The organism is uncultured Fluviicola sp., from assembly GCF_902168135.1.
GTDB lineage: Bacteria > Bacteroidota > Bacteroidia > Flavobacteriales_D > Crocinitomicaceae > Fluviicola.
The window spans coordinates 18,388-31,313 of record NZ_CABHOL010000011.1 but is presented as its reverse complement, the minus strand read 5'-3'; the positions used below and the strand labels follow the sequence as shown (position 1 = coordinate 31,313).

The following is a 12,926-nucleotide window of genomic DNA, read 5'->3' as shown; positions in this document are numbered from 1 at the left end:
CTTCTGGTGTATTCCATGCTTCCCAGACTTTTGTTACAGGAGCACTTAACGCTGCTTCTACCGTAATTCTTGTAATTTGAGTCATTGTTATTTTTTTAAAGTTTTATAATTCAAAATTACGATGGGATGTTAAATCGGGTCTATTGTGAAAATGACAACTTTAAGGGTGAATTATGACAAAACATAGTTATCTTTCGACTCAAAATTTTTAGTGCTATGCGAATTTCAGTATTTGTGCCTGAGTATGGGGTAATCGAAGCCGTTACACCTCCATTCAGAACTTTTCATACTGCCAACGAATTTTTGACAACATTTGGTAAAAAGCCCGTTTTTGAGGTCGAATACGTTGGCTTAACTGAATATGTGCCCGCAAATAACGGGGAATACACGATCAAAACAAACAGGCTGCTCCGGGATGTAGCTGAGACAGACTTATTGATCATACCTCCAACATTTGGCGATACCCTTAGGGGAATACAGGCTAATGCAGAAGCAATACCTTATTTTAAAAAGTTATACGAGGGAGGAGCAAGTCTTGCCAGTTTGTGTATCGGTGCTTTTCTTTTAGCTGAAACGGGGTTGCTCAATGGCAAGAAATGTTCTACTCATTGGGCGCATATTACTGAATTTAAAGAAAGATATCCGGATGTGGAAGTAGAAGACGGGGCCATAATAACGGAACATGAAAATATTTATAGCAGTGGCGGAGCAAGCAGTTTATGGAATTTAATTTTATACCTGGTCGAAAAGTTTTCCGACAGAGAAACGGCAGTAATGATTTCAAAATATTTTGCATTGGATATTGGAAGAGACAGTCAATCCCAATTCGCCATATTCAGGGGACAAAGAAATCACGGTGATCCTGAAATTCAAAAAGTACAGGATTACATTGAAAAAAACTATTGTGATAAGATAACAATAGAAACATTGGCAAGTTTGATTAATACAGGCCGCAGAACGTTTGAAAGAAGGTTTAAAGAAGCTACGAATAATACATCCATAGAATATATACAAAGAGTCCGAATCGAAGCTGCCAAAACTTTTTTTGAGGCATCCAGGAAGAATGTGTCAGAAATCATGTTTGATGTAGGTTATACCGATACAAAAGCATTCAGAGATACGTTCAAAAAGATTACAGGGCTTACTCCGATTGAATATAGAAATAAGTTTGCAAGGGTTTCGAATGAGGTGTGATTTTTAGTTTGATTTGATTTTTACAAAAAATTGAACCGGTCTAAATTTCAGGAAACTGATTTCACTCAGTTTCTGCGAAAGATTTTGGTTTGTACTCTCGCTCTTCACAAGCAGTATCGGTACAAGTTGTGAGAGCGATTATTGAAGTACAAAAAGCATCCAACTACCGATGAATGCTTTCAAGAATTCTGTGTAACTTGCACTGATTTTGCAATCTAGTCGGAGAATTTTGGCCCTTTAAATCATTTATTGAAAATCTGTATGAACAAATTAATATTACCTTTTTTTTTTTTAATCTCACTTTTTTCTAATTCTCAGGACCTACAATACGTTTGGTCTTCGAAGATAGGAGATTCAAATAATAGCAATATTGCAGCTAATGCTCATGAAGTATTCATTGACAGGCATAATAATAAATTCATCCGTGGATCCTTTTCCGGCACCCAAGATTTTGATCCTGGTCCCGGGGTTTACCAAATGAATTCTATAAGTAACAATTCTGGGGCAACAGTCTATGTGGTGAAGCTTGACTCTCTGAACAATTTTGTTTGGGCTAATTCTTTCGGGGCCAACGGGTTTATGTGGAACTATGGTTTTGTTGTTGATTCGACAGGAAGTGTTTATAACTATGGCTATCACGAGGCTACCTTGTTTTATGATCCGCAAAATTCGCAGAATAGCGTTACTCCCGTTGTATCCTATGCAGATTCTTATGTTCATAAATTGGATCCTAATGGTAATTTCGAATGGATCAAATCATGGGGAGCGAATGCAGTGGATGGGATACAAAAAATGCAAATAGATGAGGATCAAAATTTCTATACACTGGGTTTTTATGCTGATTCGACAGATGTTGATCCGGGTCCCGGAACATTCATGGTACACGAATCCGCTCCTGGCGGTAATAATGGTTATTACGTTGCAAAATACGATCCTGACTTCAATTTATTATGGGCTAAACCATACGAAAGCACTGGAGCTATAAACCCTAGTTACATGACTTTGGATGCAGTCGGCGAAATTACCATAACCGGACGATATATAGGGATTATGGATTTTGATATGAGTACAGGAACAGATATTGACACCTCTTCTTACTATGACATGTTTACCCATGTTATGGACCGCTCTGGAAATCATAAATGGCACCATACAATTGAGGGACCCGACATCGAAGCTAATGGAGTATGTGTGGTAGATTCTGAAAAGAACAGGTATATAACAGGTTCATTCCAATCTACCATGGACTTCAATCCCGGAGGAGTTCCCAACATAATCGAATTTATACCACAGTCACCAAATTATTCAGACGGTTACCTCATGAAACTGGACTCATTAGGTAATCAGGTATGGACAAAAGCTATTCAGGGGCTAGGCTATAACGAAGCCCCAGGACTAAAAATGCAGTCAGACCAACTGATCTTATTTGGACAAGTGGACTCAAGAACAGATATTGACCCCAGCAGTGGTTTGATATTGATTGAACCACCATTCATGATTAATAGTCTTCTTTATATAGAGAAATTGGATAGTAATGCGAATGTTCTTTGGCATGAGGAATTTCTTGGCAGTAACAATTTGTATATTGGTGATTTGGAGCTTGATCAAAACAACAATTATTTCTTTATCGGGTCCTTTTCTGGTAATGTCGATATTGATCCCGGGCCAAATACCGTTCAACTGTCTCATAACACGAATATAGCAACTTACATGGCCATTTTGGGTGAGTTGCCATGCTCACAGCTGGGTACAGATTTGTCTTCTCCAATAAATGCTACCTGTTCAACATCTGGAGGAGTTACGGCTAGCGGTGTTTATGGAACACCTCCATACTCTTATACATGGCTCACGAATCCGCAGACAAATGGCTCGAATCTGATTACAGACACTTGTGGATTGTATTTTGTTAAAGTGACAGATGCCAATGGTTGTGTGGATACAAATGGTGTTTATATCAATGGACCAGTAACCGGATCATCTATTGATCTGGATGTTCACTTGGTGACGAGTACTTTTGTCCAGGGACAGCCGGCAATGATTTGGTTGGATGCCGCTAACTCTGGTTGTCAACAGGCCACTGGTACAGTTATGTTGGTACTTGATCCTCTTACACAGTATGACTCATCTTCTGTGACACCAACCAATATCATCGGAGATACACTTTTATGGGATTTGGCTTATGGAAATAGTGATTCATCTCATTTTATGGCGACTGTATTTGCGACTACCAGCCAAACTGCTATTACAGGAGATACAGTTTGCTTTTTAGTTCAAGCTACTCCATTCATTGGAGATTCGGATACCTTAAATAATGAGAAGGTAGTCTGTGAACCTATTCTTGCAAGTTATGATCCAAATGATAAAAAAGTGTTTCCTGCAGGTCTGTGTGATGATTATGTCTACATGGGAGAAGAATTGACTTATACCGTTCGCTTCCAAAATACCGGAAACTCGGAGGCAATACATGTGAACATTATCGATATGATGGATGCGGATTTGGATCTTTCAACATTGCAGGTAATGACAAAGAGTCATCCTGAACTTTCAGTGAATTATATGGGCGGAAGAGAAATCCAATTCAATTTCCGTAACATTCATCTTCCTGATAGCGCTTCGGATCCGGTTGGCAGCAATGGATATGTTATTTTCAAAGTTTTACCCAGAGAAGGGATGGCTGTCAATTCAATTGTAAGCAATGAAGTGAATATATACTTCGATTACAATAGCCCGATTCTTACAAATACAGTAACAACAACTTTCACAAATGATATTCCATGCATTCACACAGACGATTTAAGCCTTGTTGAAAAAGAACAATCAGGTTTCATCATATATCCAAATCCAACAGATAACACTATCACTTTTAAACTAACCAATATTGACCAACATGAATTAAAAATATACTCATCAACAGGAGTATTGTTACTCACGGACGTGATTACGGATGGAAGTCAGTTATCCATGAAAGATTTACCCAAAGGATTGTATTTTTTAAATTTGGATGGCTCTGAAACGATGAAAATTATAAAGCAGTAGTAATCTGTTGATACAATAAATACCAGAGAATGATATAAAACGAGAATGATTTTTCATTCTCGTTTTTTTGTGGAGAAGGGCGAACGGAAATGGAGCCGATAATTACCCGTTTACTATTCTATTAAGTGATTCGATCGATTTATGAAAATCTGTCATAGGAATATCTGTATTTATAGGTTTTATTTCCTGAATTTGTTTTTCTATTTCCTCACTTTGATCCGGAATCATTTCTTTTAGACTCTTTAGATTGATAATTTGTTTTTCGTTGCGCCAACTTATTAAATCCTCCCAATTTTTCAGGTGTTTCTCAGTATGGTGCGTATTATTAATCTCGTCCAAATATTTAAGCGCAGTTATTACAGAAACTTGATCAAAATATAGTTCCGGTTTTGTTAAATAGTATTCCAAATAAAGATTCAAGTAATAGACTGAATATTCCGTATTAAACGAAGCAAGAGTTCTTGCATATCCAGAACCTGCGTAACAAATCTCACTTTTCAATAAATGAGTCCCGATAATTTTTTCAAAGTGAATAGCCTTTTTTATACTAGCAAAATAACTTCCTGTTGATCGTGTTCTCCAATCAAAATCCCCTAAATTTTGAAGAATTGTGTTTTCGGTTATCCGAGGCTTCAATTCGATCATCTTTTCTATCCATGCATCAGATTGATTATTAAGCTCAAAATAAAACGGGATAACCCATTCTTCTCTAAACGCCTGTGAAATTTCAATCTCATTTACATAAGAAACCAAATCTTCAAATGGACTTTTATGCTGTACAATCGCACCAACCGAATGAAGTTGTATGTCGGTTAAGTTTTCTTTTTTCATGTTTTGACCTACAGTATAATGCTAACAAAAATACCAAATTACAACGCCTTCCAAGCAAACCGGAATCGAACCACATTAAATTCCGGGAAACTGAATGAGATCGAGGCTTACAGAAGATTTAGTTTTATCCTCCTCCTCATTCCTTCCCGAATTGTCGGGACAGGCTCTCCAAAGGAGGAAGCCTAATCTCATATTCGAACCGGGATTCCACACTCAGTCCTCACACTCACACTGAAGGGAAAAAGCCCGGAAATAGGGAGTGGTGAGCATTGAGACAAAAAGAATAAGTATCATTCAACTAGTTGATTTGACACCAGTTTTAAGCAAACATATTATTCTTCCACGAAATACATATGAATCTCTCCTTTGTTTTTTGCGGGAATTTTCCCTCTGTATGAGCAACTTATGTGTTCTTTGACCAATTCGTAGGTTTCACCAGAGATATTAATCTTGCCTTCCTCACCACTACTTTCCATTCTTGAAGCAGTATTTACCGTGTCTCCCCAAATATCATAGGCGAATTTTTTCACTCCAACAATTCCAGCTACTACAGGTCCTGAGTGTATGCCAATACGAATTCGAAATGGCACTAATCCGTTTGCTTCTTTTTTTATTGCAAGTTCATTTATGAAGTTCTTAATTTCAATGGCCGCATTTAGAACATCGATGGCATGAGTCGTATTTTCAATTGGCAAACCTCCGGCAGCCATGTATGCATCTCCAATGGTTTTGATCTTTTCCACTCCAAATTTGTCCATGATCCGGTCAAATTCTCTAAAGCACTCATCAATTTCAGCGACCAATTCTTTTGGCGACATTTGTTCCGCAATTGTTGTGAATCCAACAAAATCTGTAAAAAGAACCGTGACATTATTGAATAATTGTGCATCAGCAGATCCTTTCATTTTGAGTTCGGAAGCCACTTCTTCGGGTAAAATATTGTGAAGTAAATCTTCTGATTTTTGTTTTTCAACGGTAAGGAGTCCGTTCAATTTACGTTGTCTGAGATTGTTGGAAACAATAAAACCGATAACCACAAGCAATAATATAATTCCACCGACTAAATAGATGAATTCTGTTCGTTTCTTTAATTGTTCAATCTCAACTTCCCGTCTGTGTACTTCTGTTTCACGCTTTTTTTCCAAATCTGCAACTTGCTCCCTGGTTTCTTTTTTATTTAGCTTTCTCTGGATGGACGCATATTTTTTAAACGCGTCGAGTGCCAGTGAATGGTTGTTGAGTAACTCGTAAACGTTTGTTTCAGCAAGGTAAACTTCCTTCAAATAATCCAGGTCGTTCAGCTTGTCCAGAATGTCTTCTGCTTCTTTCAGATTACGAATTGCTTTTTTCAGAAGTTCTTTTCTGGATTCACTTGTTTCCGGTTCTGATTTGGCCAGTTCAGAATACATTTGTCCCAAACTGAGTAAGCTGGTTGCTTTGAAAGCCTGATTGTTTAGTTCTTCATAAATGTTAATCGACGTTTCATGCGCACGGATTCCGTTCTTAAAGTCTTTACTTTCGGCATATCCGTCTCCAAGATTAGAAAGAATCCAGGCTTCATTGTTTCTGTCTCCTAATTCCCTGAATAATTTCAGGGCTTCGAGGCTGACAAGCTGTTGTTTTTCGAATTGTTTCGTTTCAAAATAAATAACCCCCTTATTTCCTAGAACCTGGGCTTCGGTTTTTTTATCCTTGTTCTTTCGTGCAATTTTCAATGCTTTATCGTACTGGTCAAGTGCCATTTGATATTCTTCGAGCGGGCGGTAGACAGTTCCGATATTCATGTGAAGAATGGAAGCTTCCTTCATCATGTGGTTCTTCTCAAAAACGTTAAGGGCTTTGTAATAATGTTTGAGCGCTGCCGTATAATTCGACTCAAATTTGTAGTAAGTACCAATAGTGTTTTGGGCCTTCCCAATTCCTTTGGGCCAGTTTAATTTTATTGCCAGATCCAGGCATTCGTTTGCGTATTTCAATGATTTTTCCGGGTCGCTGTAAAGGTAGTTAAAGGCGATATCTCCAAGCATTGTAACCTTATTTGTATCCTCTTTCATCATTGGCAATTCTGCCTGAAGCGAATCAATCAGTGCCTCTCCCTGTTTTTGCGCCGGGCACAAAAGCGGGAAAGCGGAGGCAATAGCGCATGTAATTAATATACGTGTTATCATCAGTTTACAGTATGAACGAAGTTAGCTAAAGTTTGAAAAAGACAAGCCAACATTTGGTCTAATCGAATTGTAGATCACCAAAAATCCGAAAAATTCGCCTTCCGTACAAAAGAGAATCGAACCGCTATCAATTTCAGGAAACCGAATGAAATCAATGCTTGCGGAAGATTTGGGGATATCCTCCTCCTCATTCCTCTCTGACGGAGTCTGACACTCGTCTGAGTCATTAGACCTTGATCCTTCCTTCCGCCGCGGCGGAGAAGAAACAGAATTGAAGCTTCGAACCGGAATTCCTCTCTCTTCTCTCACTCTCAGTTCTCGCGCTGCAAAAAGGAAAAAGCCTGAAGATTGAATAGTTTTTGTAACTTTGTATTCTATGCAAAAACAAGTATTCACATACAATAGTTCAGCGGTTGGAATCATTGCCTGATTCCGGGTGTTTTGTTTCTTAAGTCACCAGCTTGGTAATTCCAATATTACCTGGGGTGATTTATATATTACAAACCATTCGGATGATAGAGAATTAAGCAATTTTATTTCATCATATTAAATTATTAGGTAGTGAATAACTTATCATTATATGGTTGGAACAATAATTTGTTCCAATTAAAGCAAACTTCACAATACAAACATCTTTTTCATGTCCGTATTTCCGCAGTAAACAAAACCAATTATGAAGTCATCGCCGAGAGTGGCGTGCTATTGTGTGAACTAAGTGGTAATGTGCTTTATGGAAAGTCATCGTTTGAACTTCCTTGTACAGGCGATTGGATTATCTTTCAACCCTTTGACGATGGTAAAGGAATCATTGTTGATATTTTACCACGTAAACATACGCTGTACCGGAGAAAGAGCGGAACAGTATCTGACAGACAGGCTATTGCATCCCATATCGATAAAGTATTTATTGTACAAAGTCTTGACGCCAATTTCAGTGTTCGACGAACGGAGCGCTTTATGTTTCAGGTATTGGAAGAAGATATACAGCCGGTATTGATACTTACTAAATCTGATTTGGAATTCAATCGTCATCTGGTAGATGAATCGTTGAAACATATCCTTGACCGGATGCCGGTGTTTTTCACAAGCATTCTTTTTCCCGAAACAATCCTTCCTGTCAGAAAATTTGTCAGCCAGGGAGAATCGATCGTATTTGTGGGATCCTCAGGGGTTGGAAAAAGTTCATTAATCAATGCGCTGTGTGAACGGACAGTATTTTCAACATCTGAAATAAGCAAATCCTCCGGGAAAGGGAAACATACCTCGACCCGAAGAGAAATAGAGCTGATGGATGGCGGTGGCATTTTAATAGATACACCGGGTGTAAGAGAATTTGGTTTAGCCTCGGATAATCCTGAGGTATTAGCAGATATGTTCGATATTTCTGATTTTTCAGGATCCTGCCGTTTTAAGAACTGTACGCATGTCGAAGAGCCTGGATGCGTAGTTATCGAAGCTGTAAATAGCGGGCTTTTAGAACCGGAAGTATACAACAGTTACCTCAAATTACGAAAAGAATCCTGGCATTTTTCGGTTTCAGAATATGAAAAACGTAAAAAAGCTAAGTCTTTTGCCAAAATTTCAAATGAGGCTAAGAGAATGAAAAAACGTTAGTTTCAGTATTTTAAATACAGGTGTTTCAACAGGTGGAACACCTGTATTAAGCGAAAAAAAGTATATCAATCTCCATAGAAGGTAAAATCTGAAATACAACGCTTTTCGAGCAAAAGGGAATTGAACCATATTAAATTTCGGGAAATCGAATGAAATCGACATCTGTAGAAGATTGGTGTTTGCCACCCTCCTTAATCCTCCCTCGCAGGGAGGAGACATAATTGCATCTTCGAACCACAATTCCACACTCAGTTTCTCACGCTCACACTGAAAGAAAAAGAGCTACAACCAAGTGTGAGTGTGAAGTGTGAGAGAAGAGGGACAAAAAGAAAAAGCGTCACTCACGTAACGCTCTTTTTCTTTTTGTGGAGTCGGAGGGGTTCGAACCCTCGTCCAAACAATGGTTCCGAATGTCTTCTACATGCTTATTTTTTGATTGGTTTTCGAGCTGGATTCGGACAAAAACACCCAAGATCCAACCTTAGCTTCTAAGATCTCACACCTTGTGCGAAGCTCACTCGGTGCCAGATTTTCTAAAATGATTCTCCTGAGCCTACTAGCCGAAAATCAGAGCCGGTAGAGGAGAAACTTGTCCGTGTACTATATCTTCCACTGGATTAAGCCGAATTCATCTAATGAATTAAGCAGCAAGTGCGTATGACGTATTGTCAATTATTGTTCGCAGCAAGATATTTAAGAGCTTCACTGCAACGCTCTGCATGCTTCCCACCGAAATCTCAATCGCTGTCAAATCCAATGTCGACCCCAGTTTGTAACGAACAAATATACGAAAAGATCCCTATTACAACCGCACATCTTTGCTTTTGTTAACGAAATCATGGCTGTGCAAATCTTCCAACCGATTTGAACAAAGGTTTCGCTGATATTCTTTTACAGATACATCCGGAGGTGTTCCCTTTTCCTTCGCAAAAACGGAATACATAAAGAGAATTTTTGCATGAACTGTATCTCAACTTTTTTCACTACTATTGAATCGATTGAAATTCAAACAAAACACTATTCATGATGTCTGAAGAAGCACTCAACGATTTAAGGTCCGCATATAAGAATGGCAGTTTAAACCTTTACCTGGGAGCCGGAGTTTCTGCCGCAAGCGGGCTTCCAAACTGGAAACAACTGGTGGTCAGTATGTATTTCCGGTTCATGAATATCGAACACTGGCATTCCATCAAACCTTTTCCCAACTATTTATATGCTATGGGAGAATGGTACCTGAACAAAACAGGTGAATCGCTCGATATTATTATCCGCAAGCTGAAAACTCACCTTTCCGATGAAGAATTCCTGCAAATACTTTACGAATGCCTGTACAATCAGCTCGATGAAGCATCTGTTAGAAACCCCTTTCAAGACGCCCCGGTAAACGCCCTGCTAAGTGAGATTACCGCTTTGGCAACACATCCGGACCGGAAGCTGAATTCCGTAATCACTTACAACTTTGATGATTTGCTGGAGCAGTCCCTGAAAAACAAAAATAGCGATTACACATCTGTTTTTGATGCGCTGACACTTCCTAAGAATGGTTCGCTGGCCATCTACCACCCGCATGGTTTCATGCCTTTCGAGAATCCGGCCCCAACGCTCCAAAGTACCGGGAACATCATTCTGTCTGAAGACGATTACAATTCCATTGCCAACAACAGTCACCACTGGGCAAACCTCATCCAGACCAGTCGGCTTACACAGGGAACAGGGCTTATGATCGGTCTTTCTTTCTCTGACCGCAACCTTCGCCGGCTTATCGACCTCATTGCCAATATTCCGTTACATACGAACAATTACATTTTTCTCAAGAAGAATACCATGCCCGAGTTCACGGAAGCGGATTCCCAGGAAATCAAAAAGAAAGCGGATGCCATTCTCGACAAAATGCGGAAAGCAGCTGTAAAAGTGGATTACGTGGTCTATGAAAACTGTCAGATGATTCTCACCGAACTCTTCCGCATGGATGAGATTATTACTCACCGTGTCTTCGAAGAAATGCGCATCAAACCGATTTGGTTTACGGAGTATAGTGAGATCAGCGAGTTTGTACGGAAGATTGGGAAGTGAATGACTTTTTCTTTTCTGATTGTACGTCTCTCATTAATTTCCCATTTTACGCTATCTTCATTCCATGAAATATGCTCACTTCATCTACACCAGTATTATTCTAAGCATCTCAGTACTTTATTCCTGCAGCAATGATCAGAAAACCTCTTCTCCCGCACCAGCAAGAAAAATGACTTCGGAATTAATTAAAGATCATTTCCAAAACAAGAAGCAATTTGATAAAACCCCGGAAAGTTCTAAAGTCGTACTGGAATTCATCGATTACAACGATGACGGTGATTATTTCCTGCTGAATGCCAAAAAAGGACGGATCCTATACAGCTTTATCAATGACAAGAACGAGGACAGAAGCTTACTGCGCGGCGATTTGGTTGAGATCACCTGGAAATGGGATACCATCTACATTGCGGGCGATGGAGAAACTCCCGAATTGGCGGAATGGATTGTTTCTATCAAAAAGATGAAGGACGGAAAGATCTCCGTTTTCAGGAAGCAGTATCCCGAAAAGATGCCCTATTCTGTAATCGGGGATGATAATCTAACATCCGAATTTAAGGACAAGCTCTATTCGCTGGTAGAATACTATTTGGCAAACTCCAAAAAAGAATCCGTGAAGCAATGCATCAGAAACAAACAGGAACTTTCCTTCACAATCGAAGACAGGGATGAGAAAGAGCCTTCATACATTGCACTGGGAATTTACGGGCAATCAGACGGGCAATCGAAAATCATTCAATGGCTGTGGTACAGCCCGAATACCGACATGCTCTTTGAGTACGATCAAAATCATGACAAATTGACTCCGTTCAGGTAAACTTCAGGTTTAAACGATCCGCCACCGTTTATCCAATCCTTACCGACAACGAAATCGTTTCTCTGCCAGGTGTTCCCTGTCTTTTCGCAGGCACCCAGCGCGGAGAAGCTTCAATTGCAGCTTTAAAAAAGGGTTCTGTTTCAAATGTATCCGGTCCCTGCAGCGATTTATAAACACACGTCCCATCTTCCTGTATTTCGAAACGAAGCACATAGGTATTCCCTGAAAAATAACGCTTGCATAGTTCCCGCTCCAAACTGGATTCCAGGTACCTGAAAAACGCTGTTTGACCTCCAGCCGGGTCTGCCTGCTCACTTACAAGCATTAAAACAGGAGGTTCCATATCTACTGCATAAGGAACAGCTGATTTCTCGGGCAACGGAGCGTGTTTAATGGTTTTATTAAGTACTCCATTCCCGTCATAAATTAACCAGTTTTTACAGGGGACATCGTTCCGGAACCAGCTTTCCTGTTGGATAATCCCGTTTTCGGAATAGTTCCTGACCCGTTTTACATTATATCGATTAATAAAAGTATCTTTTGTAACTGATTTCAAGACTCCGTTCGTATAATAATAGCATGTTTGAGGGTAAAGCCCTTCTACCTGTTCTTTTTGAAGCACTCCGTGCAGATCCCATTCCCGGACCAGTGAATCTCTCCCCTGCTTATTTTTGAGGGTCATTTTGGATGGAATTCCGTTAACCCCGTATTCCCATTTCACAACTGGTACAACCCAATATCCAAAATAATTGACTGTTTTTTCATAGTAAGTATACGGTCTCACACTATCCACGGACCGGATTCTGTCTTGCAGATCTCTTATAACGATACACGGAGAAACAACCTGTTCATTTTTCGCCAGGAAACTTCCGAATGTTTTTCCATTTTCACTAAAAACGACACTATCCGTATTATTTACAAGAAAACGGGTAATTGCGATCTCTCCTTCTTTCCAGGTAGTAGATTCCACCTGCAGTTTCCCGAAATACAAACAGGAAGATTGAGCAGTAACATTGAAATGGACTGCAAACAGAAACAATAAAAAGCTGTAAAAACGAACTAAAGGCATCACCTGTTTTTAAATAAGAGTGTTCAATGACTTATTTTCCATAAAACGGGAGAATCTTTGGTTTATTTCAAATCCAAAACGATTAAATATTAATCTTAAAACAATTAAAATATAATCATTATTTTTG

8 protein-coding genes and 1 other RNA gene are annotated in these 12,926 nt (G+C 39.3%); 5 read left to right on the top strand and 4 right to left on the bottom strand.

Translation table 11 applies throughout. The features are described from left to right. The first annotated feature begins 216 nt into the window (after positions 1 to 216). Together QZT69_RS02255 and QZT69_RS02250 are read left to right on the top strand one after the other, a co-directional pair. Entirely contained in the window at positions 217 to 1,194 is a 978-nt protein-coding gene (locus QZT69_RS02255; protein WP_288835558.1) for a GlxA family transcriptional regulator, read from the top strand. 477 nt (positions 1,195 to 1,671) lie between these two features. Beyond that, positions 1,672 to 4,230 (top strand): T9SS type A sorting domain-containing protein, encoded by a 2,559-nt coding sequence (locus tag QZT69_RS02250; protein ID WP_294670112.1) that lies wholly within the window; start codon positions 1,672 to 1,674, stop codon positions 4,228 to 4,230. 102 nt (positions 4,231 to 4,332) lie between these two features. Here the strand turns inward: QZT69_RS02250 and QZT69_RS02245 are convergent, their stop codons facing one another. Both QZT69_RS02245 and QZT69_RS02240 read right to left on the bottom strand, forming a co-directional pair. Then, on the bottom strand, positions 4,333 to 5,061 hold the full coding sequence (locus QZT69_RS02245) for a DUF6000 family protein (protein WP_294670110.1): 729 nt from the start codon (positions 5,059 to 5,061) through the stop codon (positions 4,333 to 4,335). 332 nt (positions 5,062 to 5,393) lie between these two features. Then, positions 5,394 to 7,229, bottom strand: coding sequence for an adenylate/guanylate cyclase domain-containing protein (locus tag QZT69_RS02240; RefSeq protein ID WP_294670108.1), 1,836 nt, complete (start codon positions 7,227 to 7,229; stop codon positions 5,394 to 5,396). Between the two features lie 561 nt (positions 7,230 to 7,790). Between QZT69_RS02240 and rsgA the strand changes: the two genes are divergently transcribed. Continuing rightward, positions 7,791 to 8,843 (top strand): ribosome small subunit-dependent GTPase A, encoded by a 1,053-nt coding sequence (gene rsgA, locus QZT69_RS02235; RefSeq protein ID WP_294670106.1) that lies wholly within the window; start codon positions 7,791 to 7,793, stop codon positions 8,841 to 8,843. Positions 8,844 to 9,206: 363 nt separating this feature from the next. Here the strand turns inward: rsgA and ssrA are convergent. After that, positions 9,207 to 9,610, bottom strand: a transfer-messenger RNA (tmRNA) gene (gene ssrA / locus QZT69_RS02230). Between the two features lie 256 nt (positions 9,611 to 9,866). Here ssrA and QZT69_RS02225 point away from each other — a divergent pair. Next, positions 9,867 to 10,916, top strand: a complete 1,050-nt coding sequence (locus QZT69_RS02225; protein WP_294670104.1) for an SIR2 family protein — start codon at positions 9,867 to 9,869, stop codon at positions 10,914 to 10,916. 64 nt (positions 10,917 to 10,980) lie between these two features. Further along, positions 10,981 to 11,730, top strand: a complete 750-nt coding sequence (locus QZT69_RS02220; RefSeq protein ID WP_294670102.1) for a hypothetical protein — start codon at positions 10,981 to 10,983, stop codon at positions 11,728 to 11,730. Positions 11,731 to 11,758: 28 nt separating this feature from the next. Here the strand turns inward: QZT69_RS02220 and QZT69_RS02215 are convergent, their stop codons facing one another. Continuing rightward, complete coding sequence (locus QZT69_RS02215) at positions 11,759 to 12,799, bottom strand: hypothetical protein (protein WP_294670101.1); 1,041 nt, start codon at positions 12,797 to 12,799, stop codon at positions 11,759 to 11,761. Positions 12,800 to 12,926 lie beyond the last annotated feature (127 nt).

What these genes read in the sequence shown, in the direction of transcription:
- QZT69_RS02250 (WP_294670112.1), top strand. Translation starts at nt 1,672, where the DNA reads ATGAATTCTATAAGTAACAATTCTGGGGCAACAGTCTATGTGGTGAAG.
- QZT69_RS02240 (WP_294670108.1), bottom strand. Translation starts at nt 7,229, where the DNA reads ATGATAACACGTATATTAATTACATGCGCTATTGCCTCCGCTTTCCCG.
- QZT69_RS02220 (WP_294670102.1), top strand. Translation starts at nt 10,981, where the DNA reads ATGAAATATGCTCACTTCATCTACACCAGTATTATTCTAAGCATCTCA.
- QZT69_RS02215 (WP_294670101.1), bottom strand. Translation starts at nt 12,799, where the DNA reads ATGCCTTTAGTTCGTTTTTACAGCTTTTTATTGTTTCTGTTTGCAGTC.
- QZT69_RS02225 (WP_294670104.1), top strand. Translation starts at nt 9,867, where the DNA reads ATGATGTCTGAAGAAGCACTCAACGATTTAAGGTCCGCATATAAGAAT.
- QZT69_RS02245 (WP_294670110.1), bottom strand. Translation starts at nt 5,061, where the DNA reads ATGAAAAAAGAAAACTTAACCGACATACAACTTCATTCGGTTGGTGCG.
- QZT69_RS02255 (WP_288835558.1), top strand. Translation starts at nt 217, where the DNA reads ATGCGAATTTCAGTATTTGTGCCTGAGTATGGGGTAATCGAAGCCGTT.